This window comes from Salinicola halophilus (assembly GCF_003206155.1).
Taxonomy (GTDB): Bacteria; Pseudomonadota; Gammaproteobacteria; order Pseudomonadales; family Halomonadaceae; genus Salinicola; species Salinicola halophilus.
In genome coordinates this window covers 763355-788425 of the sequence record NZ_PZJV01000001.1, presented here as the reverse complement: position 1 = coordinate 788425, position 25071 = coordinate 763355, and the positions used below count along the sequence as shown (strand labels likewise).

Genomic DNA, 25071 nt, shown 5'->3' with positions numbered 1-25071 from the left:
CGATGGCGTTTTTCACTCGGCAGGACGACAACCGGCCTCTCAGCGGTCGGCTGGCCATGGGAATCGAGTACGACGGTACTCGCTACTGTGGCTGGCAGCGCCTGAGTCATGCCGACTCCGTACAGGGCGCGCTGGAGAAGGCGCTGACGACCATTGCCGCTGCGCCGGTAAAGGTGCTCTGCAGTGGGCGTACCGACAGCGGCGTTCATGCGACCCGCCAGATCGTTCACTTCGATGCCCCGGTCGAGCGCACGCAGAAAGCGTGGGTTCTCGGCACCAATGCCAAACTCCCGCGCGATATCGCCATCCGCTGGCTCAAGCCCGTGCCCGACGATTTTCACTCGCGTTTCTCCGCGCTCGCGCGGCGCTATCGCTACGTCATCCTCAATCAGCCGACCCGGCCCGTGCTCGAGCGCCATCAGGCGACCTGGTGTCGTGATCCGCTGGACGCCGAGCGCATGCATCGTGCCGCTCAGGTACTGATCGGCGAGCACGATTTCTCGAGCTACCGCGCCGCCGGCTGTCAGTCGAACACACCGATCCGTCACCTCCACTTCATCGAAGTGCGACGCGTCGGGGCGCTGGTGGTGATCGACGTTCAGGCCAATGCCTTCCTGCACCACATGATCCGCAACATTGCCGGTGTCCTGATCGCGGTCGGGCAGGGCAGAGAGAACGAAGCCTACCCGGCGACATTGCTGGCGCAGCGGGATCGCCGGCTTGGCAACGTCACGGCGCCCGCCTGCGGACTGCATTTCGTCGACGTGCGTTTCGATGAGCGTTTCGCGCTGCCGGAGGAGCCGCTCGGGCCGCAGCTACTGGGTTTTCTGGGCGACTGGACCGGCGATCGGGATTGCATCCCGGATACGCCGCTGATGCGACGGCGTCGAGTGTGGCCGCGCTGGATCGATGCCGATGGCAACGTGGTCGACCACAATCCCCATGTTCCGCTCGAGGAGGCCTCGATTTGAGCCGCGCGCGCATCAAGATCTGCGGCATGACGCGAGAGAGTGACGTCGCCGCGGCGGTAGACGCCGGCGCGGACGCCCTCGGCTTCGTGCTCTGGGCCGGTAGCTCGCGGGCGATTACGTCGGCGACGCTGGCCGAGCTCGCCGTTGCCGCCACGCCCTTCGTCACCCGCGTGGGGTTGTTCGTCGACCCGAGCGCGACGGAGGTCGAAGCGGCTCTTGCGCATCTCGATCTGCTGCAGTTCCACGGCGACGAGTCGCCCGAGTTCTGCGCTAGCTTCGCCCGGCCCTGGATCAAGGCGCTGCGCATGCGCGAGGGCATCGATCTCCGCCGCGCCGCCGAGCGCTATGCCGATGCCGGGGCGCTGCTGCTCGATGCCTATCGGCCGGGGGTGCCGGGGGGCACCGGCGAGACCTTCGACTGGGCGCGCATTCCCGGCGATCTGGCAAAACCTGTTATTCTGGCGGGAGGTCTGACGCCGGCCAATGTCGCCGAGGCCGTCGCGCAGGTGCGACCCTACGCGGTAGACGTCTCCGGCGGCGTCGAGGCGCCCGGCAACCGTCGCGGCATCAAGGATCCCGCCGCCGTTCGCGCTTTCTGCGAGCAGGTTCGCATCGCCAACGCCGAGCGCTCGCCGCACCACTTACCGATATCATGAGGGTCCCCACGTGAGCCGATTCTTCGATCTGACGCAACTGCCGGACGCTCGCGGCCATTTCGGCCCCTACGGTGGCCGTTTCGTCTCCGAGACGCTGAGCTTCGCCCTCGAGGAACTCGAGTCAATCTACGCCGAGCTCAAGAACGATCCCGCCTTTCAGGCGGAGTTCGACCGCGACCTGACCCACTACGTGGGGCGGCCGTCGCCGCTCTATCACGCCGAGCGCTGGTCGCGTGAGATCGGTGGGGCGCAGATCTGGCTCAAGCGCGAAGATCTCAATCACACCGGCGCCCACAAGGTGAACAACACCATCGGTCAGGCGCTGCTGGCGAAGAAGGCCGGCAAGCCGCGCGTCATCGCCGAGACCGGGGCCGGTCAGCACGGCGTGGCCACCGCTACCGTCGCCGCCCGCCTGGGGCTCGAGTGCGAGGTCTACATGGGCGCGGAGGACGTCGAGCGTCAAAAGCTCAACGTCTACCGCATGCGTCTGCTGGGGGCGAAAGTGGTGCCGGTGGAATCCGGCTCGCGCACGCTCAAGGATGCGATGAACGAAGCGCTGCGCGACTGGGTCACCAACGTCGACAACACCTTTTACATCATCGGCACCGTGGCGGGCCCGCATCCCTATCCGATGATCGTGCGCGATTTCAGCGCGGTGGTCGGCCGTGAAGCGCGTCGCCAGTCGCTGGAGCAGATCGGGCGGTTGCCGGATGCGCTGGTCGCCTGCGTCGGCGGCGGCTCCAACGCCATGGGCCTGTTCTACCCGTTCGTGCAGGACGACGACGTTCGCATGGTCGGCGTCGAAGCCGGCGGCGAGGGAGTCGCGAGCGGCCGTCACGCCGCTCCGCTGACCGCCAACGCCCCCCGCGGCGTGCTGCACGGCAACCGCACCTACCTGATGTCCGACGAGGGCGGTCAGATCGCCGATACGCACTCCGTCTCCGCAGGCCTCGACTATCCCGGCGTGGGGCCGGAGCACGCCCTGTGGAAAGACGTCGGGCGCGTCGACTACGTGGCGGCCGACGATCATGACGTGCTGGCGGCGTTTCGGGAGCTGACCTGCGTCGAGGGGATCATGCCCGCGCTCGAGACCGCCCACGCGCTGGCCCATGCCAAGAAGATGGCCGCCGAGATGCGCCCCGACCAGCACATCATCGTCAATCTCTCCGGTCGTGGCGACAAGGATATCCACACCGTCGCCAAGATCGACGGCATCGAATTTTGAATCAGAGGCCGACATGAACAGCAGTGACACCAATCGCATCGATCGGCGTTTTGCCGCGCTCAAGTCCCAGGGGCGCACGGCACTGATTCCCTATATCACCGCCGGGGACCCGGGGCCGAGTCACACCGTCGGCTTCATGCACGCCTGCGTCGAAGCCGGTGCGGATCTGATCGAACTCGGCGTACCGTTCTCCGACCCGATGGCCGACGGTCCGGTGATCCAGAAAGCCTGCGAACGGGCGCTGGTCCACGGGACGCGTCTCACGCACGTGCTGGAGATGGTCGCCGAATTTCGCCAGCAGGATACCGAAACGCCGGTGGTGCTGATGGGCTATCTCAACCCCGTCGAGCGCATGGGGTACGACAACTTCGCGCGCCAGGCCAAACAGTGCGGCGTCGACGGGTTTCTCGCCGTCGACATGCCGCCGGAGGAGATCGACGAGAACGCCGCGCTCTTCGCCGAGCACGGGCTGCAGTCGATCTTTCTGCTGGCGCCGACGACCTCGGAGGCGCGGGCGCGCACGATCTGCCATCACGGCCAAGGCTATCTCTACTATGTCTCGCTCAAGGGCGTGACCGGCGCCGCCACGCTCGACGCGGACGCGGTCGGCGAACAGCTCGCCAAGCTTCGTGAGCTGACGACGCTGCCGCTTTGCGTGGGCTTTGGCATTCGCGACGGCGAGAGCGCTGCAGCCGTGGGCCGGGTCGCCGACGGCGTGATCGTCGGTAGCGCCCTGGTGGGGCGCATCGCCGAGCGCGCCGAGACGCCCGAGACCATTCCCGAGGCGCTCAAGGCGATCCTCGGCGAGATGCGCGAGGCGCTGGATCGCAGTGCCTAGGCGCTAGCCGAAAAGCCTGGACCTGATCCCCGAAGGCGGCTTTGCTATCATCGCCGCCTTCACGCGTGATGCGCAGCGTCTCTCACCGCGTCGCGTCACGCCTGTAACGTAACCACGTCTTTGATGACCACGACCTAGATAACCACGTCCTAGATAACCACGTCCTAGGTAACCACGTTCTAGGTAACCACGTTCTAGGTAACTACAGGGAAGCGTTTTTGACATGAGCTGGCTAGACAAGATCGTCCCGTCGATGAGCCGCACCCAGCGCAACGACCGTCGTGCCAGCGTGCCCGATGGCCTCTGGCGCAAGTGTCCGAGTTGTGAAGCGGTTCTCTATCTTCCCGAGCTCGAGAAGCATCAGAACGTCTGCCCCAAGTGCGAACATCACCTGCGGCTGACCGCGCGCAAGCGCCTCAACTGGTTCCTCGACGCCGAAGGGCGAGAGGAGATCGCTGCCGACCTGCAGCCGACCGATCGTCTCAAGTTCCGCGACTCCAAGAAGTACAAGGATCGCCTCGCCGCCGCACAAAAAGCGACCGACGAGAACGATGCGCTGATCGGCATGCGCGGCACGCTCGACGGCCTCCCGGTGGTCGCGGTCGCCTTCGAGTTCTCCTTCATGGGGGGCTCGATGGGCGCGATCGTCGGCGAGAAGTTCGTCCGCGCGGCGACGCTGGCCCGCGAGGAGCGAATCCCGCTGATCTGCTTTGCCGCTTCCGGCGGGGCGCGCATGCAGGAGGCGCTCTTCTCGCTGATGCAGATGGCGAAGACCTCGGCGGCATTGGAAAAGCTCAAGCAGGAAGGCGTGCCTTACATTTCCGTGCTCACCGATCCGGTGTTCGGCGGGGTGTCCGCGTCGCTGGCGATGCTCGGCGATCTCAATGTGGCCGAGCCCAACGCCCTGATCGGCTTCGCTGGCCCGCGAGTCATCGAGCAGACGGTGCGCGAGACACTGCCCGAAGGCTTCCAGCGCAGCGAGTTTCTGCTCGAGCACGGCACGGTCGACATGATCATCGCCCGCCCTGAAATGCGCGAACGTCTGGGCCGCGTGCTGCGTCAGCTGACGCATCAGCCGTCGCTCTCCGATGGGGGTGCGGCGATGGGGGACTACTCGCCGCTGCGTGACGAATCCGACCTCAGCGCGACGCCGCGCTGAATGGGCGGGGCGGAACGTACCGAATGATCCACGACGACAGCGAGACATCGACCCTCGACGACTGGCTCTCTCGTTTGGAGCACCAGCATCCCGTAGCCATCGAACTGGGGCTCGAGCGGGTGGCGCGCGTCGCCGAGCGCCTGGGATTGACGGCTTCGGCGCTCGGCGGCCGGGTGGTCACCGTCGCGGGCACCAATGGCAAGGGTTCGACGGTGGCGATGATCGAACGCCTCGCACGCACGCACGGGCTGTCGACGGCGGCTTATACCTCGCCTCATCTGATTCGCTACAACGAACGGCTGCGCTTCGATGGGGAGTCTGCGGACGACGCCACCCTGATCGATGGCTTCGCGCGAGTCGAAGCGGCGCGACTCGACGGTGAGCCGGTGAGTCTCACTTACTTCGAAGCGGGAACGCTGGCGGCGATGGTGGGCATGGCCCAGCGCCGTGCGGACATCGCGATTCTCGAGGTCGGCCTCGGCGGTCGTCTCGATGCGGTCAACGTGATCGATACCGATGTCGCCGTGATTACCACCATCGCGCATGACCACGCCGATTTCCTGGGTGACGACCTCGACGGCATCGGCCACGAGAAAGCGGGTATCCTGCGGGCGGCGCGGCCGGCGGTATTGGGCTCGCGTGTGCTGCCGGCGAGCGTCGGCGAACGACTCGAAGCGCTCGCGTGCTCGAGCTACTGGCTGGGTCGGTCATTCGATCATCGTCTCGGCGACGACGGCCGCTGGTCCTGGTGGGGCGCTAACGCATCTGGAATGGAGGAGCGGGCGAATCCTGTCGAGACGGGGGGCTCTCGCTACGAGTTCGATAGTTTGCCCGATCCAGGCTTGCCACTGGACAATGCCGCGGCGGCGCTGCAGGCACTGGCTCTGTGCGGTGTGGCACTCGACCCGGCGGCGGCGGTGACCGCGTTTGCCAGCGTCTCGCTGACGGGACGTCTGCAGTGGCGGGGTCAGTGGTGTCTCGATGTGGCGCACAATCACCACGCGGCGAGCTACGTCGCCGATCGCCTCGCGTCGCGGCCGCACCCGCCACGTCGCATCGCACTGATCGGCGTGCTCGCGGACAAGGACGCCGATGCGCTCGTGACCGCTTTGATGCCGGTCGTGGATGCCTGGGTCGCCGTGGGGCTCACCGGGCCGCGCGGGCGGTCGGGCGAAGCACTCGCCGAATGTCTTGGCGAGCGGGGCATCACGCCGGAAGCGGTCTGCGATTCGCCCGCGGCTGGCGTGCAGTGGCTGTTGCCGCGGCTTACCGACGGCGAGGAAGTTCTGGTTTGCGGCTCGTTTCACACCGTCGGCGAGGCGCTCGTCGGTCTCGGCGATGCATCATGAAAAGCTGGCATGCGGCGTCCGCCGCCGGGTATGGCTCGATCAAGGAGGTTGTATGAAGTACGGATGGCGTGAACGTATCATCGGCGCGGTCATTCTCGTCGCGCTCGGCGCAATCTTTCTGCCTATGCTGTTCGACGATCCGGCACCCCGGGAGCAGGAACCCGAGCCGGTGATGGTCATCGAGCAGCCGGTCGACGGCGGCGAGACTCGCCAGCGCATCATCGAATCTCCCCAGCCGCCGGCATCGGTGGCCGACAGCGGCGCCGGGCAGTCGAACCAGCCGAGTACCGCGGTGCCGGAGCCGGATACGTCCGGTCAGCTCAGTGGCGGCGGTAGCGGCTTCGGCCAGCCGAGTGAAGGCGACGGTGCGCCCGCCGAGAGCGCCCCGACCGGTTCTCAGGCGACCGAGCCGCGCACCGATCCGATCGCCGAGATCGCCGAGTCGGAGTCGGCGCCGAGCCAGGGGCAGAGCGCGACGACCTCGAGCGAGAGCCCGGCGCCGGCCGCGACCCCTTCACGCACGCCGGCGGCGAGCGGCGGCGGCTGGGTCGTCCAGGTCGGCAGCTTCGGCCAGAGCGGCAACGCCGAGCGGCTGACCGCAGATCTCAAGTCGCAGGGCTTCCCGGCCTACTCGAAGCCGCGTGACAACAATCTGACCACGGTCTACGTCGGTCCCTACGACTCTTCCGACGCGGGCGAGTCGGCGCGTGGCGAACTCAAGCAGGCAGCCAATATCCAGGGGCTCTTGATCCGCAACCCGAGTAACTGATGCCCCTGACGTGGCTGGACTACGCCTTTCTGCTGGCGTTGACGATCTCGATGCTGGCAGGTTTCATGCGCGGGCTGGTGAGAGAGGCACTGGGGCTTGGCGCCTGGATTGCCGCACTGCTGGCCGCGCGGGTCTTCGCCCAGCCCGTTGGCGACATGCTCGAACCCTACATCGATCATCCGGACGCTCGGCTGGTGCTGGGGTTCGTGATCGTGATCCTGGTCGTCGTCATCGCCTGTGGCGTGGTCATTCGCGTGCTGACGGCGGCGATCGAGTGGGTCGGCCTGGGATTTTTCAACCGTCTGGCGGGGGCGGCGTTCGGCTTGGCGCGAGGCGCGGCGATTCTGATCATCGCCACGGTCATCATCGGGCTGACGCCGCTCTCTCAGATGCAGGCGTGGCGGGACGCACAGCTGCGGCCCTCCTTCGAATCGCTGCGAGACTGGGCGGTGGTTCAGCTGCAGAGCTGGGACCTCGATCCTTCCCGGGCGGAGAAGGCGATGCGGCAACTGCCGCTGGGGCTCCCCGGCGACCCAACATCTTCATACCAACGGGAGGAGAAGGCGGCGTCCGAGCCTTCGAACTCCCGTCCGGCCCCTTGAGCGGGTGCAACAAGCGAGGTAAGGCGGAATGTGCGGTATCGTAGGCCTCATGGCCAATGAAGCGGTCAATCAGTCGATCTATGACGCGCTGACGGTTTTGCAACACCGCGGACAGGACGCCGCCGGCATGATGACCTGGGACGACGGTCGCTTCCTGCTGCGCAAGAACAACGGTCTGGTGCGCGACGTGTTCCATACGCGTCACATGAAACGGCTCAAGGGCGGGCTTGGCATCGGGCACGTTCGCTACCCGACCGCGGGTACCGCGAGCGAGGCCGAATCGCAGCCGTTCTACGTCAATTCGCCCTACGGGATCACGCTGGCGCACAACGGCAACCTGACCAACTCCGACCAGCTCAAGCAGGAACTCTTCTCCTCGGATCTGCGTCACATCAACACCAGCTCGGACTCCGAGGTCCTGCTCAATGTCTTCGCCCACGAGCTCGGCAAGCAGGGGCTGCATCTCACGCCGGAAGACGTCTTCGACGCCGTTCGCCGCGTCCATCGCCGCTGCCGCGGCGGCTATGCGGCCGTGGCGATCATCAACGGTTTCGGACTGGTAGCGTTTCGCGACCCGCACGGCATTCGCCCGGTGGTCTACGGCACGCGTGACGAAGGCGGCAAGCCGGACGTGATGATCGCCTCCGAGTCGGTGGCCCTCGACGTCGGCGGGTTCGAGCTCGAGCGGGATCTGTCACCGGGCGAGGCGATCTTCGTCGACATGGACAAGACCGTGCACACCCAGGTCTGCACCGATCGCCCCAGCCTCACGCCGTGCATCTTCGAGCACGTCTATCTGGCGCGTCCGGACTCGATGCTCGACGGCGCCTACGTCTACGGCACGCGGATGCAGATGGGCCGCAAGCTGGGCGACCGCATTCAGCGCGAGTGGCCGGATCACGACATCGACGTGGTCATTCCGATCCCCGACACCTCGCGGACCACGGCGCTCGAGCTTGCCCAGCACATCGGTGTCACCTTCCGTGAAGGCTTCATGAAGAACCGCTACATCGGTCGGACCTTCATCATGCCGGGGCAGACCCAGCGCAAGAAGTCGGTGCGCCAGAAGCTCAATGCCATCGCCAGCGAGTTCGCCGGCAAGAACGTGATGCTGGTGGACGACTCCATCGTGCGCGGAACCACCTGCAGCCAGATCATCCAGATGGCGCGCGACGCCGGCGCCAACAAGGTCTATTTCGCCTCCGCGGCACCGGCGGTGCGCTATCCCAACGTCTACGGCATCGACATGCCGGTGGCCAGCGAGCTGGTGGCCCACGGCCGCAGTGACGCAGAGGTGGGCGAGCTGATCGGTGCCGACCGCCTGATCTATCAGGATCTCGAGGATCTCAAGGCCGCCTGCCGTGAGGTCAATCCGGCGCTGGACGACTTCGACTGCTCCGTCTTCGACGGCCAGTACGTCACCGGCGACGTCGACGAAGCCTATCTCGCGGCACTCGAAGCCGCACGCAACGATGCCGCCAAGTCGGAGAGCGACAGCCTCAACGCCGTCGTCGATCTGCACAACGACAGCGAAGACGACTGACCCGAACGGATTCCAGTGCCGGTCGTGAGCGACCGGCCGTCCCAGCCGAGGACCAGGAGAGCAGCAATGACAGACGAGACCCGCCAGGGCGAGCCCTTCGACGAATCCACGCTGGCTCTCGAGACGCTGGCACTGCGCGCAGGCCACGAGCGCACCCACGAGCAGGAGCACGGCGAGCCGATCTTCCCGACGTCGAGTTTCGTCTACGCCAACGCGGCGGAAGCCGCACGCAAGTTCAAGGGCGAGGAGCCGGGCAATGTCTACTCGCGTTTCACCAACCCCACCGTGCGCAACTTCGAGCAGCGCCTGGCGGTGATGGAGGGCGGCGAGCGCTGCGTGGCGACCAGCTCCGGCATGGCGGCGATTCTCTCTACCGTGCTGGCGCTGCTCGAGGCCGGTGACGAGGTGGTGGTGTCCCGCTCGGTCTTCGGCTCCACCGTCGCGCTGTTCGACAAGTACCTCTCCAAGTTCGGTGTCACGCCGCGCTACGTCGAGCTCGACGATCTCGCGGCGTGGGAGGCGGCAATCACCCCGAACACGAAGCTGCTGTTCGCCGAGACGCCGTCGAACCCGCTCAACGGTCTGGTCGACATCGCCGCACTCGCCGAACTGGCCCATCGCCACGGCGCGTGGCTGGCGATCGACAACTGCTTTTTGACGCCGGCGCTACAGCGCCCGCTCGCGCTCGGCGCCGATCTGGTCATCCACTCGGCGACCAAGTACCTCGACGGGCAGGGGCGGGCGATCGGCGGTGCCGTCGTCGGCCGCGACGCCGAACTCGAGAAGCTCTACGGCGTCGTGAGAACCTGCGGCCCGTGCATGAGCCCGTTCAACGCCTGGATCTTCCTGAAAGGCCTGGAAACGCTCGACCTGCGCATGCAGGCCCACAGCCGTAACGCACGGGCGCTGGCCGAATGGCTCGAAGCACAGCCGGCGGTGGCCCGGGTGCACTATTCGGGTCTCGAGAGCCATCCGCAGCATGCCCTGGCCAAGCGTCAACAGCGCGATTTCGGGGCGGTGATGGGCGTCGAGATCGAAGGCGGTCAGCCCGCCGCGTGGCACGTGATCGACAGCACGCGTGTGATGTCGATCACCGGCAACCTGGGCGACGTCAAGACCACCATTACGCATCCCGCCACCACCACCCACGGTCGTCTCAGCGACGCGCAGCGCGCCGATGCCGGCATCAGCGAGGGCCTGGTACGCATCGCTGTCGGACTCGAGTCGCTCGAGGATCTCAAGGCGGATCTGCTGCGCGGCTTGAGTACCCTCTGACGCCGAACAGGAAGCTCCGCGAAAGACTGCCGCGCACTCGCGTCGTCGATCGAAACCCGCCATTGGCGGGTTTTTCCGTTGTTGCCAGTCGGTCATCGCATTGGCGTGCCGTCGGCGTAGCGTGTCCGATGGGTCATCGATGCGACATGGTGAGGCGGCTATCGTTTCCCTTTCGTGAATGATCGATTGACGCACCCACCGCTAGCGGCGGGGCGGGGAGTCCGTATGCTTGAGACTCGAGAGCCACCGGAGACGATGTCATGTGGGCCAATTCCAGAACAGGGTGGGGAGGCATCAGCATCGGCGTGCACTGGCTGAGTGCGTTGGCCGTCTTTGGCCTGTTCGCGCTGGGCTGGTGGATGACCGGTCTCGGCTACTACGACGCCTGGTACAAGATCGCGCCGTGGTGGCACAAATCGATCGGTATCGTACTGCTGGGCCTGAGCCTGTTTCGCGTGGTCTGGCGTCTCTCTCACGCCACGCCCGAGGCCCACGGCAGCGCCTACGAACGCGCTGCGGCCCATCTGGGTCACGGCCTGATCTACCTGACGCTGTTCGTCGTGATGATCTCCGGCTACCTGATCTCGACCGCCGAGGGAGAAGGGATCGACGTTTTCGGTCTTTTCCGCGTACCGGCCCTGGTGACCGGCCTACCCCATCAGGCGGTCGTCGCCGGCGACGTTCACTGGTATGCCGCCTGGGCGCTGGTCGTGCTCTCCGTCGGTCACGGGCTGGCAGCGTTGAAGCACCATGTCGTCGATCGTACCGATACCCTCACGCGAATGCTCTCGACCCGCGCGGCGAGACGACGCTGATGGCGAACCCACGGTTTTCGCCGCGCAGACCGCAACACCCAGATCCAGTCACTCGAGGAACTCGACCATGTTGAAAAAGACCGCTTTCGCCACACTGCTCGCCGCCGCGCTGCCGCTTTCGCCGGCCCAGGCCGCCGACTATCAGGTCGACGCGGAAGGTCAGCACGCCTTTGTGCAGTTCAAGATCAGCCATCTCGGCTACTCCTACATCCTGGGAGATTTCACGCAGTTCGACGGCCGCTTCAGCTACGATCCGGATGCACCGGAGGCCTCCAGCGTCAGCATGACCGTCGATGTGGATAGCCTGGAAACCCATCACGCCGAGCGCAACAAGCACCTGTTGAGCGCGGACTTCCTCGATGCCGGCGAGTACCCGCAGGCGACGTTCGAGTCCACCGGCTTCGACCTCGAGGACGACGGTGAAGAGGGCGAAATGACCGGCGACCTGACGATCCACGGCGTTACCCGGTCCGTCACGTTCGATGTCGACCACATCGGTGGCGGAGACGACCCCTGGGGCGGCTACCGTCAGGGCTTCGAAGCGGAAACCACGCTGGATCTCGCCGACTTCGACATCGACATGAGCGACTTCCCCGAAGCCATGCACAGCGTCGATCTCTACATCGTGCTCGAAGGCATTCGTCAGTAACGCTTCGATGTATCGACGTATCGACGTATCGACGTATCGACCGATCGACGCGCGGTAAGGCGTCAGCGTCTCCCGATCCCGGCCACAGGCCGGGATCGGCGTTTCTGGAGGAGGGAGACGGAAAAACGCGCGAGTCGAACGGACGAAGGGGCGCGGGCTAACGTTCAGTCTTCACCGCAGAAACGCGCCACCTCGGCACGGTCGCGACGATGCTTGAGCCGGCGCACCCAGCGCCCACGGCACCAGAGATTGCCGCGCCAGGCGATATCGCGCAGATCGCCCAGGTTGAGCGCCTGCCAGCGCGTCAGCGAAGGGGGCGTCGCAGGGTTCGGATCGCCCTTGGCGATGGCGCGTTCCAGGCGTCGAATCAGCGCCTCGGCCCGCTCGCGCGCGGGGAGCGTCGCCTCCGGGTCGCGGGCCAGAATGCGCTCGACCCCTGGGCTCAGGCCATCGGGTTCGGCGGGCCCCCGATCGGGTGACGTGGGTAGACCTGCAAGCCCCGGCGGCGACTGCCGACGTGGGTCGACGATCAACAGACGGTCGGCGGCGACGTGACTGCCGTCATCGAGTGTCAGTCGGCCCTGCTCGTAGCGGGTAGCAGTGGCAACCAGTTCGAGCTGCAGGCCACGGCGGTCGAGGCGGCGCGCCAACCAGCGGTTCGCCCGGCGGCAGGCGCCGGGCAGTGCTCGCCGGTGGGAGTCGATCAGCGACACCGGAAGCCGTCGCCCGTAGCGCTCGCCGAGCGCCAGCAGGTTGGCGGCGAATTCGATCCCCCGAGGGCCGCCGCCGAGCACGGCGACGTTGCCAAGCGTCGATTCGGCGTCGGCGAGGCTCGTCTCCAGCGTCTGGCGCAGCGACCAGAGCGACTCGGCCCGGCCGTCGTGAATCGCTCGCGCGGTATAGAATCCCGGCACGCTGTCGGGGTCGGCGCTCGGCGGGCAATCCAGCGAGAGCCAGTCGTAGTCCAGCGTGGTGCCGTCATCGAGCGTCAGCCGACGATTCGCCGGGTCGACTCGCACGGCATCGACAGGGCGGTAGGCGCCGCCGTGGCGCGCGATGTGGGCGGGATCGATCAGGAGATCGTCGCGCTGCCACTCGCCGCCCAGCATGCCGCCAAGCCAGTCCGGAAAGGCGAAGGCCTCACGGGTGACGAGCGTGACGCGAAAGCCGGCGCGACGCAGCCGGGCACACTGGCCGGCGACGTAGAAATGGGTGTCGCCGCTGCCGACGAGTACCACGTGAGCGGTTGCCGCCGGACTCGGCGTCGTAGTGGTGGGCGAGACGTCTTGATCCTGGGACATGTCGCGATCCGGGCGAGAATTCACGCTGAAGTCTAGCATGGGGGAAGCGCGAGGCCGTTTGTCGGTCGGAGCGGGGTTCGCCGTCGTCGCGCGCTCGCTTTGCCATCCATCAGGAGCCACCCATGACAGATCACCTTTTACCCCAGCCGGGCCTGGGAACGTATCGCCTCAAGGAACAGGCAGTCATCGATTCGGTCACCTCGGCGCTCGAGCTCGGCTACCGCCATCTCGACAGCGCCCAGATGTACGGCAACGAAACCGCCGTGGGCAAGGCGATACGGCAAAGCGGCATCGATCGCGGCGAACTCTTCATCACCACCAAGATCTGGTGGGACCAGCTCGAACCGGAGGCGCTCACGGCGAGCGTCGAGCAGAGCCTGGCGAACTTCGGTATCGAGTGGCTCGATCTCGTCCTCATTCACTGGCCGTCGCCCGGTGACGAGGTAGCGATGGCGACGTATCTCGAGGCACTGGTCCAGTGCCGCCGCCGGGGGCTGACGCGCCACATCGGGGTTTCCAACTTCACCATCGCACAGATCGACGAGGCGCTGGCGCTGCCCGGCGGCGATCAGATCGTCACCAACCAGATCGAGGTGCACCCGTTTCTCGCCAACCGCAAGCTGGTCGAGCACTGTCAGGCAAAGGGCATCGAAGTCACCGCCTACATGCCGCTGGCGGTGGGGCGCGTGATGGAAGACGCGACCCTCAAGCGCATCGCCGAGACCCACGACGCCACCCCGGCGCAGATCGCGCTTGCGTGGATCGCTGCGCGAGACATCATCGTGATTCCCTCGTCGACGAAACGCGAGCACCAGCAATCGAACCTCGAGGCACTGGATATCCGCCTCAGCGATGAGGAGATACGCGAAATCGATGGGCTCGATCGCGGCGAACGCGTCGCCAACCCGGACTTCGCCCCGGTCTGGGATCAGTAAGACGACAAGACGCGATAGATCGGTGGAATGTTTGTTTCAAGTCTCGGTCAAAGCGATGACCGACCTTGGAGATTCCGCATGACGCATCGCATTGCACTTCGTCTGACACTCTGCGCACTCGGCCTGGCGCTGATGCCGCCGGCGTTCGCCCAGCCGTCCGATGCCCCGTCAGCCGGTGCCCCGACGACCAACGACTCCTCGCTCGAGATCCAGGAGGACAGCGGCGAGGTTCAGGCGCCGGCCAACGCCTCGCAGGTCGATCGCGACTCCATCGAGCGCTCGGGTGGGGTAGGCCGCGAGAACGCCGGCTTTACCGATGGTGGCGCGCAGACGCCGGTGGACCAGCGACCCAACGCGCTGAGTTTCGATCAGCTCGACGTCGACGGCGACGGGGTGATCGACGAGCAGGAGGCGGTGAGCGCCCAGAAGGAGAGCCTCTACCGTCAGCTCAGTGACGAAGCGGCCGGCGGCGTGACCCGGTCACGCTTCGAGCAGGCCGTAGGGTCGGATACGCTGTCGCCCTGACCGCCCGGGTCCCCCTCTTTCGGCGGGTACCGACGTCAAAAAGCCCCGCCTAGGCGGGGCTTTTCGTTGCCGCGTGCCGAGCGTGTCGGCAGGCAAAGCGCGGCGTCAGTCGACCACGGCGGCGATCGCCTTGGCGACGTAGGGCAGGTTCTCGCGGGTGAAGCCCGCGACATTGGCCCGTCCGGAACCGACCATGTAGATGCTGTATTCGTCGCGCAGGCGCTTGACCTGGGCGGCGGTCAGGCCGGTGTAGGAGAACATGCCGCGCTGCTCGGCGACGTGGGCGAAGCGCTGCTCCAGCCCGTAGGGCTTGAGCGACTCGACCAGATCGGTGCGCAAGCCGTTGATACGGCCGCACATCTCGGTGAGCTCCTCGTGCCAGACGTCGGCGAGCTCGGCCGATTCGAGAATCTCGGTCACTATAGCGGCGCCGTGAGAGGGCGGATTGGAGTAGTTCTCGCGGGCGACGATCGCCATCTGCGAACGGACGTTCTCCATCTGCTCGGCGGTCTTGGCGATCACGATCAGCCCACCGGTACGCTCGCGGTAGAGGCCGAAGTTCTTCGAGCAGGAGCTGGTGATCAGTACCTCGTCGAGATTCTCCGCCATCAGCCGGGCGCCGAACGCATCGGGTTCGAGACCGTCGCCAAACCCCTGGTAGGCGAAGTCGACCAGCGGCAGCAGGCCACGAGCTTTGACCACTTCCAGCACCTGATGCCACTGATCCCGGTTCAGGTCGAAGCCGGAAGGGTTGTGACAGCAGGCGTGGAGCAGCACCACGTCCCCTTCGGGGATCGTCTTCAGCGTCGCCAGCATGCCGTCGAAATCGAGCTGGTTGTCGGCGCTGACGTAGGGGTAGCGATGCATCGCGATGCCCGCCGCTTCGAAGATCCCCAGGTGGTTCGGCCAGGTCGGATCGGAGAGCCAGAGGCTCTTGCCCGGCAGGTTGGCCTTGATGAAGTCCGCTGCCAGACGCAGCGCGCCGGTGCCGCCGGGGGCCTGAGTGACGCTGGCGCGATTGGCCGCGATGACCGGCGAACCCGTGCCGAGTACCAGATCGGCGACGACGCGGCCGTAGCGCGGGTCGCCATGAGAGCCGATGTAGCTCTTGGTCTGCTCGTTCTTCAGCAGTAGCGCCTCGGCCTGCTTCACCGCGCGCATGATCGGCGTATTGCCCTGGGGATCTCGATAGACGCCGACGCCGAGGTCGACCTTCTGCGGGTTGGGATCCTGATTGTAGGCCTCGATCAGGCCCAGGATGGCGTCTCCCGGGACGCGCTCGATCTTCTCAAACATGGGGTTCCTTAAACCTGGCTCGCCGGTAGCGACGTGGAGTCGTCATCTCGTTCGGACGGAAGGGCCTCGTCGGTTCGGGCGGCCATGATGAAATCGTTGGCGTGGAGTCCTCGAATACGATGCGTCCACCAGCTCACCGTCGTCCGCCCCCACTCGGTGACGATCTGGGGATGGTGCCCCTCGTACTCGGCGAGTTCGCCGACGGTGATCGTGAAAGCGAGCGCCTGCGCGAAGTCGGAAAAGCCGAACGTGCGCTCCAGGCGCATGATGCCATCGCGCTCCTCGATCCGCCACTTGGGCACTTCCCGGGCGAATTCGGCAATCGCGACGTCGTCGAGTCGGGGCGAGTCGCCCCGGCAAGGGGTGCAGTGGCGCTGGGTCAGTGTCGCCATGGCGGGCGTCTCCGGTCGGTCGGGTAGTGGCGCGCGTTTAGGCGTGGCCCACTACCTCGTGGGGAACGTAGGGCGCTTCGAGCGCCGCGACCTCGGCGTCGTCCAGCGTCAGTTCGAGCGCGGCAAGCGCTTCGTCGAGGTGTCGGGGCTTGCTGGCCCCCACGATCGGCGCGGTGATGCCGGGCTTCTGCAGCAGCCAGGCCAGCGCGATCTGGGCCGGGGAGACGCCGCGCGCCTCGGCGACGCCGTGCAGCGCCTCGATCACGGGGGCGTCGCGCTCGAGGCCGAGCTTCCAGTTGCGCATCTGCTCGTCGCTCTTCGCGCGCGTCGTGCTGCCTTCCTCGCCTACCGGCTTGCTGCCGGCGAGAATGCCGCGGGCGAGCGGGCTCCAGGGAATCACCCCCACCCCCTGATCGAGGCACTGGGGAATCATCTCCCGCTCCTCTTCGCGATAGATCAGGTTGACCATCGGCTGCATGGTGGCAAACGTCGTCCAGCCGTTTTCCTTGGCGACGTGCTGCGCCTTGGCGAACTGCCAGGCGTACATGCTGGAGGCGCCGATATAGCGCGCCTTGCCGGCTTTCACGACCTCGTGGAGTGCCTCCATCGTCTCTTCGATGGGGGTGTCGTAGTCCCAGCGATGGGTCTGGTAGAGGTCGACGTAGTCCATGTCGAGACGAGTGAGCGAGGCGTCGATGGCGTGGTGGACATGCTTGCGCGAGAGACCGCGCTCGTTGGGGGACTTTGCCCCGGTCGGGTTGTAGACCTTGGTCGCCACGACTACCTCCTCGCGACGCGCAAAGTCGCGGAGCGCGCGGCCGACGACCTCCTCGGAGGCGCCGTCGGAGTACATGTCGGCGGTATCGAAGAAATTGATACCGGCCTCCAGCGCGCGCTGGATGAACGGCCGGCTCTGGGATTCGTCGAGCACCCAGTCCCGCCAAGCCGGGGTGCCGTAGGTCATGGTGCCGAGGCAGAGCGGAGAGACCTTGAGGCCGGTGCGGCCGAGACGCCGATAGTCCATGTCGAGCTCCTGATGACGAAGGGTGAAAGGAACGTCTTCACCATAGCAGTCGGCGCGCGAGATGGCCGTCGGTGGCTCACCATGACCCGGCGCGGCAACCTTGGCATAATGCCCGGCTTCGAAAAATGCCCATCGAGGCGAACGGGCCACCGATGCGGATCGGTCGCCACGCGCCCGTCTCTGTGAGCTTTCCGTGTCTTCACGTCGTCTTCCGGAGCCGCCATGACCGCCTGGAACAAGCTGCTCACCGCAACGACCCGGCTGCTCGACCTGCACGACAGCGCCCACGAACCCGGCTCGCCCTTCGTCCAGGTCACCCAGGAGCAGCGCCGAGGTCTCCGCGATGGCTACTGGCTCGATCTGGGGTGTCTGCTGCTGGACTACCTGCTCGAGGTGGATTTCGCCACCAACAGTGCTTTCGTCACCCAGCGGCGCTGCCTCGCCCAGCTTCGCAGCGACTATCCCGAGCTGCCCGCCGACGACTTGAGCTTCGTCGTCAATCTGCTCGCCACCCCCAGCGAGGTGCACTATCGCGAGCGCAACGCGGCGGACCCGGTGCCGGAGGGCGACGACACGCAGCGCGTCAGCCGCGGCGGGCGCAGCACCAAACGCACCGCGCTGATCGAGAAGCAGGGGCAGACCGGGCAGGTGCGTCTGACGCCGAGCGGGCGCCAGGCGGTCACGCTGGCAAGCCAGGTCGAGGATCTTCTCTACTCGGAGTACGACGCCGCCAAGGTCGTCGCCGCGCTCTCCCGGGGCGACTACGCCCGCGTGCCGGACATCACCCAGCAGATTCTGATGGCGATCCGCGCCTTGACCCAGGAGCTGCGGCGGGTACGCGAGAACCCCACCCACGAGGGCAAGCTGGCCGCGCTGCTCGACAACGAGCGTCACTACCACAACGCCCTGAGCACGATTCAGAGCACGCTGCTCAGCGCTCGCGCTCAGCTCGCAACGCCCACCCTGATCGATCACTTCGAGCAGTGGGCCGAGCGTCAGGCGGACGAGGAGTGGGATCTGCGCATGCTCTCCGGCGCGATTGGCCGCGTCCTCAACGCCATCGAGAACCTGTCGCGCCGACTCTCCGAACTGCTCTCCGACATCGCCGAGGGACGCATCCAGTCGATGGGGGTGATCGATTTCGCCGGGCTCGCCCACCGGCTTTTGATCTCGCCGCCGCCGACGCGGCTGCGCGATGCCGTGGTGGCGAGGATGATGCCGCTATCGCCCGAGGTCAGCATGCCGCGCACCGAGACGCTGGCGCCGCTGGTCGAAACGCGCCGCGCCGAGCGCAGTGGCGCCGCGCTGGTATTCGACGAAGCGCGCGACCGGCCCGCCGCCGACCCGCTGCTGGCGCGCTATCTCCGTGCCCGCGGCCCCTCGCTGCGCAAGCGCCTGCATCGCGCCCCGATGTCGCTGCCCGAGGCCCTCACCGAAGGGTGGCACGATTTCGACTCGCAGGACTGCCTCGCCCAACTGCTCAACACCTTCGTCGACACCCAGCTGCTCGGTACCGAGTTGAGCGTGGGCATCGACGAGACTCCGTTTGCAATCGAACTACCCGACGGCCGCCGCATCGAGGGCGCCGTGACCCCATCGCTGCGGCTACACGCCGCCGCCGCGGTCGAGACACAGGACGTTGACTCATGAACATGATGGAAATGGGCGAAGTCGTCGCCTATCTGCTGCGCTATCGCACCGCCGAGCGCGTACCCAGCGGTGGCCGCAAGCGCCGCGCGGCGCGGGAAGGCCAGCTCTCGGAGCGCGACGTCTGTGCGCTGATCGACGACGCCCAGGAGAGCGAGCGCGAGGCGCTGCGCGACTTTCTCGCCGGCCAGGGGCTGCGGCTGAAAGCTTTCGAGGCCGGGGACTATCCCGGCATCGCGCCCGGCTCGCGATTCTTCGCCCTGCTGCCGGACCCCGAGCTCGAGCAGCCGCCGCTGTATACCCGCGAGCCGGTCTTCGAGGCGCTCAAGCTGCGCCAGGAGAGCCGTACCGAGCTGGCACTCTGGTACCTGCAGCTGTGGCTGCTGCTGCATACGCTGATCTACACCCGCCTCAATCGCGCGCTCTCCGACGTCAGCCGCTATCAGGAGGCGACCTTCGTCACCCGCGAGCTGGTCGATCTGGTGCGTGACCAGCTGGAGACGCTGCGCGGTCTCGGCGATCGCGCCCCCGAGAACAGCCGGGTGCTGCTCGACGAGCGCGGCGAGGACATCCCGCGTCGCGTTCGCGCCTTCATCGATCTGCTGGGCCGCGCGGGTCATCTGGAAACGGTACGCGACACCGGCGATGAGGAGGTCTGGCAGCAGACCCTGCTGGGGGCGCTCGAAGCCGAGCAGATCGGCGTCCACCACCTGACGCACCTGATCGAACTCACCGCCGGCGAACACGACGAGACGGCCGAGACCCCGGCCTCGATCGCGGAAGAGAATACGTCGGCAGAAGACGTCTTGCCGCCGGGCGAGGCAGTGGCAGACGGCTCCACTGCGGATGACACCGTCGAGGACGGCGCGACGGACGAGGCGCCTGCCGGATCATCGGCAGCCGAATCCCACGAACGGACGACAGCGACGCCGACAGAGACGTCCGGTCACGACACGCAGGCGCCCGGCGAGACGCAAGCTGACGCTCCCGGCGAGACGCACGACGACGGAGACGCACGGCGATGAGTGTCATCAACCGAATCGAGATCGCCAATCTGCTCAACAAGCACGGCGACATCGCCTCCCCCTGGGAGGCGAAGATGCGTCATCTGCTGCTCGATCTGCGCGGGCAGTCCAGCGCCATCAGCATGGAGAACGGCTTCGGCAAGACCACGCTGGCGGAAGCGCTGATCGGCATGCTCTCCCGCGACCGGCAGCTTTTGACGCGGACCCGACGCAAGTGCTCGCCGTCGAAGGTCAACGGCGAGAGTCGCAGCTGGACCCATCTGCGCGTCGAGTTCCGTACTCGCACCGATGCCGCGCAGGAGGACATGCTCGCCGCCGCCGGCGACGAGGTCGCGGGGGATACCTTCGTCTTCGGCATGTACGGCTATAGCGACGGCAGCGGTCTGGTGTTCTACCACTACGCCGGAAAGCTCGCCGACGTGCCGGTGCACCACGTCACCCGCGACGGCAAGCTGGCACTCTACGCCAACGCCGACGTGCAGAGCTGGATGCGCGACAAGGGCGTGACCCGGGCGCACAACCGCGAAGAGTGGCTCGAAGCGGTGGGTGCCCACATCTCGCGCCGCGAGCTTGCCCAGCTCGCGGCGTTCCAGAAGGAGGGCGGTGCCGACAAGAGTCAGATCTTCAACGCGATTCGCCCGCGAGCCGGCGAAAAGGCGGATCAGGCGTTCTTCTACGAGGTGCTCGCCCCGCAGATCCTTTCCGGCGCGACCCGCGGCGAGACCGACGAGGAAGAGGAGCTGATCGAGGACGTCATCCTCAACTCCGGTACGCGCATCACCGAGCTGCGTCATCGACTGGCAGAGGCGGAGGGCGACCAGCAGCGCGCCGACGACAAGGTATCGCGTCTGGCCACGCTCGATGCCGAGGGCGAGAGCCTGCTCGCCTCCCGCGAGGCGCTTGCGACGCTCGACGCGACGCTGCTCGACGCCGAGCGCCTGCTCGGCGGACGGGCTCTGGCACCGCTGCCCGGGCTGCCCGGTCGAGACGCGTCGGCACCCGTCGGCGGCGATGACCAAGCCGACGGTGTGAAAGCTGACGACGTCGACGGTGGGAAAGGGCAGGCGGGCAGCGACGGCGATGCCGCCGGCCTGGCCTGGGTACCCGGCGAGTCCGAGCGCCCGCGGGTCTCTACCTGGCTGCTGGCAACGCTCACCGGCCAGCGCGAGCGCAACGTGAGGCTGGCGCTCTCCGAGCGAGGCGCGCGGGTCGACACCCATCGACGCATCGTGCATCTGCCGCGGGCGGGCTGGGTGAGCGCGCGAGACATCGGTCATGTCGCCTTCGAACAGGCCCGCGCCTGGCTCGCCGACAGCCAGGCCTTCGCCGATGACACCGCGCGCTACCGGGCGCTGAGTCGCCTCGACGACGCGGCGGAGACGTTCGAGTCTCTCGACGGCAACCGCTTCCGCGAGGAAGTGATCGCCGACCGCGAGTACCGTCGCTCGTTGAAGCACGACGCCGAAGGCCTCGACGACGAGATCGAACGTCTCGAGCACGAGCGCGAGCAGCTCGAGTCCCGCCAGCGTGATTTCATCGACAATCAGAGCGTCTACACCCAGGCGCTGGGTGACGGGCTATTCACCGAGGCCGAGCTGGAATCGCCGGAGGCGACCCGGGAGCGCGCCGTCGAGGCGCTCGAGGCCGCGCGGCGTGCCCACGCCGAGCATCTCGGCCGCATGGGCGAGTTCAAGCAGCCCGCCGAAGCGTTCGACGCGTTCACACGCGAGCACCCCGACAGCGACCCGGCGACGCTGCTGGCGGAGAAGCAGGCGCGTTTCGAGACGCTCGGCGAGCAGCTCGGCGAGTGGGACGACGAGGCACAGGCGCTCCAGGCGCAGCTTTCCAGCGTGCGGGAATCCCTCCAGAGCCGACGCGAGCGTCGTCAGCGACTGGAGGGCGAGCTCGCCCCGTTGGCCGCCGGGCGCGAGGCGTGGCAGCAGTTCGCCGACGGCTGGCCCGAGCGCTCGCCGGTCGGCTTCTGGCGCGAGCGGCAGAACGCAATCTCCGCGCTCGAGCAGTCGCTCTCCCAGGGACAGCGGGAGCGCGACGACATCGACGCTCAGCTTTCACGCCTCGCGCCGCTGGAGGATGCGCCGTCGCGCTATCGGGGTTTCCACGGTGAGGCGTCGCCGGTCCATCTGCGCGACACCCTCTACCGCGAGTTTCGCGAGCAGCAGGATCGTCTACGCGAACTCGAGCAGCAGCGTGAACGGCTCGGCGAGATGACCGCGGCGCTCGATGCGTTCCGGGCGCTCGGCAGCGAGTCGCCGTCGAACTGGCTCAAGGATGCGAAGTCCCGCTACCCCCGCCTGCTGCGCGAGCGTGACGCGCTGCTCGAGGCGATCGAGGCCCGCCAGCGCTACCTGGACAGTCTCGCCGGCGACCCGCTGGCCCGACTGGAAGCCGAGACGCAGGCGCAGCGTCTGCTCGAGGCCGACGACATCGCCTTCCTTGCGCTGCACGAAGTGCTCTCCGGCGTCGATACCGACAGCGAACGTCGCCGGGAATGGCTGGCTCAGGCCGCGGGTCAGCTCTTCGCGCCGGTGGTGACCGGGGAGGCGCAGGCGGTACGTGCGGCACAGTGCCTGATCGATGCCGGCTGCGGTGTCCCCGTGCTCGAAGCCGAGCGACTGCAGGCGGCGCTCGCGCGGGGCGAGGCGCCTCTCGGCGCGATACAGGGGGTCGAGACGCTGGCGGTGAAGGCGGCGCTCGACCCCGCGCATCTTGCCGCGCTGCGCGAGGAGACCCAGCGGCGCCTGGAGATCGATCGCGAGCGCGAAGGCGCGCTCGGTGAAGAGCTTGCGCGGCTCGACCCGCACGGCGAGCGCTTCGCCCTGGCGCTCAAGGCCGAAGAAGCGGTCGAGAGCGAGGCCGACAAGCGCATCGCGACCCTCGAGACCGAGCGCGAACGCCTTACGGTCGCCATCGAGGCGCTGTCGCCGCGTCTCGGCGAGGCGTCGCTGAAGGCGATCGACGACTACCAGCGCTATCTCGAGGCCGGCGGTGACGAGGCGCTGAAGACCGCTCGCACCCGGCGCGCCACGCTCGAGTCCCAGCTCGGCGAATGGCAGGGCGAGCGCGACACTGCCGCCGACGAGCTCGAGCGTCACGGCGATCTCTGGCTGGCAGCGGAGCGCTTCGCCGCCGCCGGCGGTGTCGAGCGGCTCACGGCCATCGATGCCGACATCGCGACCCTTGCCGAGGAGAGTGCAGAGCTCGACGAGCGCGCCGCCGAGATCGAACTCGGACGGGAGAGCCTCGACGAGCGCCGCGAACAGGTTCGCGGGCAGATGAACGCGCTCTTCGCCGATGGCGAGCGCGCCCGGCTGCAGCAGCTGAGCGAGTTCGTCGCGGCCGGTGGGCCCGAGTTCATGCGCGATGCCGCCACGCGCGAGGCGACGCTCGAGGCCGCGGTGGGCGAGGCGAGTCGCCGCGCCGACTTCGATTTCGACCGCATCCGGGCCTATCTGCAGATGCGTGACGAGAAGGGCGGCAAACGGACCCTCGAGCGCGATCTGGGACGGCTGAAGCAGTCCCTGCGGGAGGCTCGCGAGCGGCGCAAGACCAACGCCAGCGAACAGGGCGAGGTCGATACCCGCCTGACTCGCCATCAGCAGGCGCTGGACCGAGTGGATCAACTGGCGGTGGCCTGGCTCGAGGTGCTGCGACAGCTGCCCGAAGGGTGGTCGACGCGAACCGCCCCCGATCCCGACGCGCCCTGGCCGCGGGATCACGACGATGCCTCGTCGCTCGACGCCGCGCTCACCGCCTGGTGCGACTGGCTGGCCGCGCCGCTCGGCGAGGTTCAGGAAGGCGATGACAGGACGACCGGTGACCGGTCGGCGTTCGACCTCGCCGTCTTCGAGACCTGCCAGCAGACGCTGCTCGAGGGGCTGGGCGAGCTCAATCTCGGTGAGCGCGCGCGCAACCGCGAGCGTCAGGCGAAGGACGTGGTCGCGCGGGAAAAGGCACTCGGCGAGTCGCTGGCGGCGGCCAGCGACAGCCGACTCTTCAACGACACCGAGCGCGCGCGTCTCGGCACGCTCGAGGGGGTGAGCCAAGCGACACTGGATTCGCTGCGCGGGCTGCATCGTCAGCTGGCGAGCCAGCTCGAAGAGCATCGCAGTCGCGTGTCGCGTCTGCACGCCTCCCGCGAGCAGATCGAGGACACGCTGGTCGAGCGACTGAGCTCGATCATCATCGACGCCGCCGGCAATCTCGGCGTGCTCAAGCGCGTTGCCGGTCGCGCCAGCGAAGGCGGGGCCTACTTCGAGGTCAAGGCGGAGCTGATCGGTGACGACGCGGTGCGGGATCTCATCCAGCAGTTGCTCGGCGATATCGATGCGCACCTGGCGGTGCAGCAGCGCCGCCTCGAACAGTCCGGCGAGTCGCCGAAAGGCAAGCGCGCCGACGACGAGCTGACGCGGCAGATCCGCCGACGCATCTATCGCGGCCTCTTCCGCGACGTGGTCATCCGCCTGCGCCACGACGCCATCCGTCCCCACGGGCGGCTCTTCTCGCTCAACGAGGATATGTCCGAAGGTCAGCGCGAGGCGGTGTCGCTGATGTGGCTGGTGAAGCTCTCCGAATTCGCCATCGAGCGCGAACTCCGGGAGCTGCCGAGCCAGCACCGGCGTCGTGCCCGCGCCAGTCGCGAGAGCGTCATCCTGCTTGACGGGCTCTTCTCCAAGCTCTCGCACCGGCGCCTGATCCAGGATTCGCTGGAGTCGCTGCGCAACACCCGCGGTCGTTTCCAGATGATCGGGCTGATCCACAACCCGAACTACGAAAACGACCCGAGCATCTTCCCCACCTACCTCGTCGGCAGCGTCATCGGCGGCCACCAGGGGCAGGGCGGTCACGTCATGGTGCGCGAAGGGAAACTCGTCGCCCCGGAAGAGACCGGGCGCGGCAGCGGTGAGGCGAGCCTGTTCGGCATTCACGTGACGCCGGCGACGGCGGAGTAGCTCGCCTCGGCCGTCGCGAACGCGGCAGGCGGTACGCGCGACGAGAAAAAGGCCCGCTTCGGCGGGCCTTCTGCGTGAAGCCGCTTCTATCGGTGGCGTCGTGCC

Annotated in this window: 21 protein-coding genes; 17 read left to right on the top strand and 4 right to left on the bottom strand. The window is 67.1% G+C overall.

The features are described 5' to 3' along the window. Positions 1-2 precede the first annotated feature (2 nt). The 12 genes from truA (at position 3) to DOM33_RS03465 (ending at position 11851) form a co-directional block, all read left to right on the top strand. Entirely contained in the window at positions 3-971 is a 969-nt protein-coding gene (gene truA, locus DOM33_RS03520) for a tRNA pseudouridine(38-40) synthase TruA (protein WP_239495247.1), read from the top strand. Continuing rightward, positions 968-1627, top strand: a complete 660-nt coding sequence (locus DOM33_RS03515; RefSeq protein WP_275425789.1) for a phosphoribosylanthranilate isomerase — start codon at positions 968-970, stop codon at positions 1625-1627. Before truA ends, DOM33_RS03515 begins: the two co-directional genes overlap by 4 nt. 10 nt (positions 1628-1637) lie before the next feature. Beyond that, positions 1638-2852 (top strand): tryptophan synthase subunit beta, encoded by a 1215-nt coding sequence (trpB, locus tag DOM33_RS03510; RefSeq protein WP_110665851.1) that lies wholly within the window; start codon positions 1638-1640, stop codon positions 2850-2852. A 13-nt stretch (positions 2853-2865) separates the two neighbouring features. Next, positions 2866-3690 carry a tryptophan synthase subunit alpha gene (trpA, locus tag DOM33_RS03505; RefSeq protein WP_110665848.1) on the top strand — a complete coding sequence of 275 codons (825 nt, stop codon included), beginning with the start codon at positions 2866-2868 and terminating at the stop codon, positions 3688-3690. 223 nt (positions 3691-3913) lie between these two features. Then, positions 3914-4849 (top strand): acetyl-CoA carboxylase, carboxyltransferase subunit beta, encoded by a 936-nt coding sequence (gene accD, locus DOM33_RS03500; RefSeq protein WP_110665846.1) that lies wholly within the window; start codon positions 3914-3916, stop codon positions 4847-4849. Between the two features lie 23 nt (positions 4850-4872). Continuing rightward, positions 4873-6198: a bifunctional folylpolyglutamate synthase/dihydrofolate synthase gene (locus DOM33_RS03495; RefSeq protein ID WP_110665844.1), complete on the top strand. Its 1326-nt coding sequence runs from the start codon at positions 4873-4875 to the stop codon at positions 6196-6198. A 52-nt stretch (positions 6199-6250) separates the two neighbouring features. Then, positions 6251-6967 (top strand): SPOR domain-containing protein, encoded by a 717-nt coding sequence (locus tag DOM33_RS03490; protein ID WP_110665841.1) that lies wholly within the window; start codon positions 6251-6253, stop codon positions 6965-6967. Next, positions 6967-7569: a CvpA family protein gene (locus DOM33_RS03485; RefSeq protein ID WP_110665839.1), complete on the top strand. Its 603-nt coding sequence runs from the start codon at positions 6967-6969 to the stop codon at positions 7567-7569. Before DOM33_RS03490 ends, DOM33_RS03485 begins: the two co-directional genes overlap by 1 nt. A 28-nt stretch (positions 7570-7597) precedes the next feature. Further along, positions 7598-9112, top strand: coding sequence for an amidophosphoribosyltransferase (gene purF / locus DOM33_RS03480; RefSeq protein ID WP_110665836.1), 1515 nt, complete (start codon positions 7598-7600; stop codon positions 9110-9112). Positions 9113-9178: 66 nt separating this feature from the next. Beyond that, positions 9179-10387, top strand: a complete 1209-nt coding sequence (locus DOM33_RS03475) for an O-succinylhomoserine sulfhydrylase (RefSeq protein ID WP_110665834.1) — start codon at positions 9179-9181, stop codon at positions 10385-10387. A gap of 260 nt (positions 10388-10647) precedes the next feature. After that, the gene (locus tag DOM33_RS03470) at positions 10648-11202 is read left to right on the top strand and encodes a cytochrome b (protein ID WP_110665832.1); all 555 of its coding nucleotides are present in this window, start codon (positions 10648-10650) and stop codon (positions 11200-11202) included. Between the two features lie 67 nt (positions 11203-11269). Next, positions 11270-11851 (top strand): YceI family protein, encoded by a 582-nt coding sequence (locus tag DOM33_RS03465; RefSeq protein WP_110665830.1) that lies wholly within the window; start codon positions 11270-11272, stop codon positions 11849-11851. A 164-nt stretch (positions 11852-12015) separates the two neighbouring features. On the opposite strand, the gene DOM33_RS03460 is transcribed toward DOM33_RS03465, so the two are convergent. Beyond that, positions 12016-13152, bottom strand: a complete 1137-nt coding sequence (locus tag DOM33_RS03460; RefSeq protein ID WP_162617883.1) for an NAD(P)/FAD-dependent oxidoreductase — start codon at positions 13150-13152, stop codon at positions 12016-12018. A gap of 122 nt (positions 13153-13274) precedes the next feature. On the opposite strand from DOM33_RS03460, the gene dkgB reads away from it, so the two are divergent. Continuing rightward, positions 13275-14087 carry a 2,5-didehydrogluconate reductase DkgB gene (gene dkgB, locus DOM33_RS03455; RefSeq protein ID WP_110665826.1) on the top strand — a complete coding sequence of 271 codons (813 nt, stop codon included), beginning with the start codon at positions 13275-13277 and terminating at the stop codon, positions 14085-14087. A 78-nt stretch (positions 14088-14165) separates the two neighbouring features. Next, positions 14166-14612 carry a hypothetical protein gene (locus tag DOM33_RS03450; RefSeq protein WP_110665824.1) on the top strand — a complete coding sequence of 149 codons (447 nt, stop codon included), beginning with the start codon at positions 14166-14168 and terminating at the stop codon, positions 14610-14612. 105 nt (positions 14613-14717) lie between these two features. Here DOM33_RS03450 and DOM33_RS03445 read toward each other — a convergent pair whose 3' ends face one another. Genes DOM33_RS03445 through DOM33_RS03435 form a run of 3 tightly spaced genes read right to left on the bottom strand, consistent with a single transcriptional unit; the run spans position 14718 to position 17324 of the window. After that, positions 14718-15908, bottom strand: coding sequence for an amino acid aminotransferase (locus tag DOM33_RS03445; protein WP_110665822.1), 1191 nt, complete (start codon positions 15906-15908; stop codon positions 14718-14720). Between the two features lie 8 nt (positions 15909-15916). Then, positions 15917-16300 (bottom strand): 4a-hydroxytetrahydrobiopterin dehydratase, encoded by a 384-nt coding sequence (locus tag DOM33_RS03440; RefSeq protein WP_110665820.1) that lies wholly within the window; start codon positions 16298-16300, stop codon positions 15917-15919. Between the two features lie 37 nt (positions 16301-16337). Further along, positions 16338-17324, bottom strand: a complete 987-nt coding sequence (locus DOM33_RS03435; RefSeq protein WP_110665817.1) for an aldo/keto reductase — start codon at positions 17322-17324, stop codon at positions 16338-16340. A gap of 222 nt (positions 17325-17546) precedes the next feature. Here DOM33_RS03435 and DOM33_RS03430 point away from each other — a divergent pair, with 222 nt between their 5' ends. From DOM33_RS03430 to DOM33_RS03420, 3 genes are read left to right on the top strand one after another with little or no spacing between them, the layout of a single operon-like run. Further along, positions 17547-18974 (top strand): hypothetical protein, encoded by a 1428-nt coding sequence (locus tag DOM33_RS03430; RefSeq protein ID WP_110665815.1) that lies wholly within the window; start codon positions 17547-17549, stop codon positions 18972-18974. Then, positions 18971-19996 (top strand): hypothetical protein, encoded by a 1026-nt coding sequence (locus DOM33_RS03425; protein ID WP_239495246.1) that lies wholly within the window; start codon positions 18971-18973, stop codon positions 19994-19996. Before DOM33_RS03430 ends, DOM33_RS03425 begins: the two co-directional genes overlap by 4 nt. Then, on the top strand, positions 19993-24966 hold the full coding sequence (locus tag DOM33_RS03420; protein WP_110665813.1) for a coiled-coil domain-containing protein: 4974 nt from the start codon (positions 19993-19995) through the stop codon (positions 24964-24966). The genes DOM33_RS03425 and DOM33_RS03420 overlap by 4 nt, the downstream gene beginning before the upstream one ends. The last annotated feature ends 105 nt before the right edge of the window (positions 24967-25071 follow it).

Excerpts from the sequence above, each read along its gene's own strand:
- truA (WP_239495247.1), top strand. The coding sequence starts at position 3 with ATGGCGTTTTTCACTCGGCAGGACGACAACCGGCCTCTCAGCGGTCGG.
- trpA (WP_110665848.1), top strand. The coding sequence starts at position 2,866 with ATGAACAGCAGTGACACCAATCGCATCGATCGGCGTTTTGCCGCGCTC.
- accD (WP_110665846.1), top strand. The coding sequence starts at position 3,914 with ATGAGCTGGCTAGACAAGATCGTCCCGTCGATGAGCCGCACCCAGCGC.
- DOM33_RS03495 (WP_110665844.1), top strand. The coding sequence starts at position 4,873 with ATGATCCACGACGACAGCGAGACATCGACCCTCGACGACTGGCTCTCT.
- DOM33_RS03490 (WP_110665841.1), top strand. The coding sequence starts at position 6,251 with ATGAAGTACGGATGGCGTGAACGTATCATCGGCGCGGTCATTCTCGTC.
- DOM33_RS03485 (WP_110665839.1), top strand. The coding sequence starts at position 6,967 with ATGCCCCTGACGTGGCTGGACTACGCCTTTCTGCTGGCGTTGACGATC.
- purF (WP_110665836.1), top strand. The coding sequence starts at position 7,598 with ATGTGCGGTATCGTAGGCCTCATGGCCAATGAAGCGGTCAATCAGTCG.
- DOM33_RS03475 (WP_110665834.1), top strand. The coding sequence starts at position 9,179 with ATGACAGACGAGACCCGCCAGGGCGAGCCCTTCGACGAATCCACGCTG.
- DOM33_RS03470 (WP_110665832.1), top strand. The coding sequence starts at position 10,648 with ATGTGGGCCAATTCCAGAACAGGGTGGGGAGGCATCAGCATCGGCGTG.
- DOM33_RS03465 (WP_110665830.1), top strand. The coding sequence starts at position 11,270 with ATGTTGAAAAAGACCGCTTTCGCCACACTGCTCGCCGCCGCGCTGCCG.
- DOM33_RS03460 (WP_162617883.1), bottom strand. The coding sequence starts at position 13,152 with ATGTCCCAGGATCAAGACGTCTCGCCCACCACTACGACGCCGAGTCCG.
- dkgB (WP_110665826.1), top strand. The coding sequence starts at position 13,275 with ATGACAGATCACCTTTTACCCCAGCCGGGCCTGGGAACGTATCGCCTC.
- DOM33_RS03450 (WP_110665824.1), top strand. The coding sequence starts at position 14,166 with ATGACGCATCGCATTGCACTTCGTCTGACACTCTGCGCACTCGGCCTG.
- DOM33_RS03445 (WP_110665822.1), bottom strand. The coding sequence starts at position 15,908 with ATGTTTGAGAAGATCGAGCGCGTCCCGGGAGACGCCATCCTGGGCCTG.
- DOM33_RS03440 (WP_110665820.1), bottom strand. The coding sequence starts at position 16,300 with ATGGCGACACTGACCCAGCGCCACTGCACCCCTTGCCGGGGCGACTCG.
- DOM33_RS03435 (WP_110665817.1), bottom strand. The coding sequence starts at position 17,324 with ATGGACTATCGGCGTCTCGGCCGCACCGGCCTCAAGGTCTCTCCGCTC.
- DOM33_RS03430 (WP_110665815.1), top strand. The coding sequence starts at position 17,547 with ATGACCGCCTGGAACAAGCTGCTCACCGCAACGACCCGGCTGCTCGAC.
- DOM33_RS03425 (WP_239495246.1), top strand. The coding sequence starts at position 18,971 with ATGAACATGATGGAAATGGGCGAAGTCGTCGCCTATCTGCTGCGCTAT.
- DOM33_RS03420 (WP_110665813.1), top strand. The coding sequence starts at position 19,993 with ATGAGTGTCATCAACCGAATCGAGATCGCCAATCTGCTCAACAAGCAC.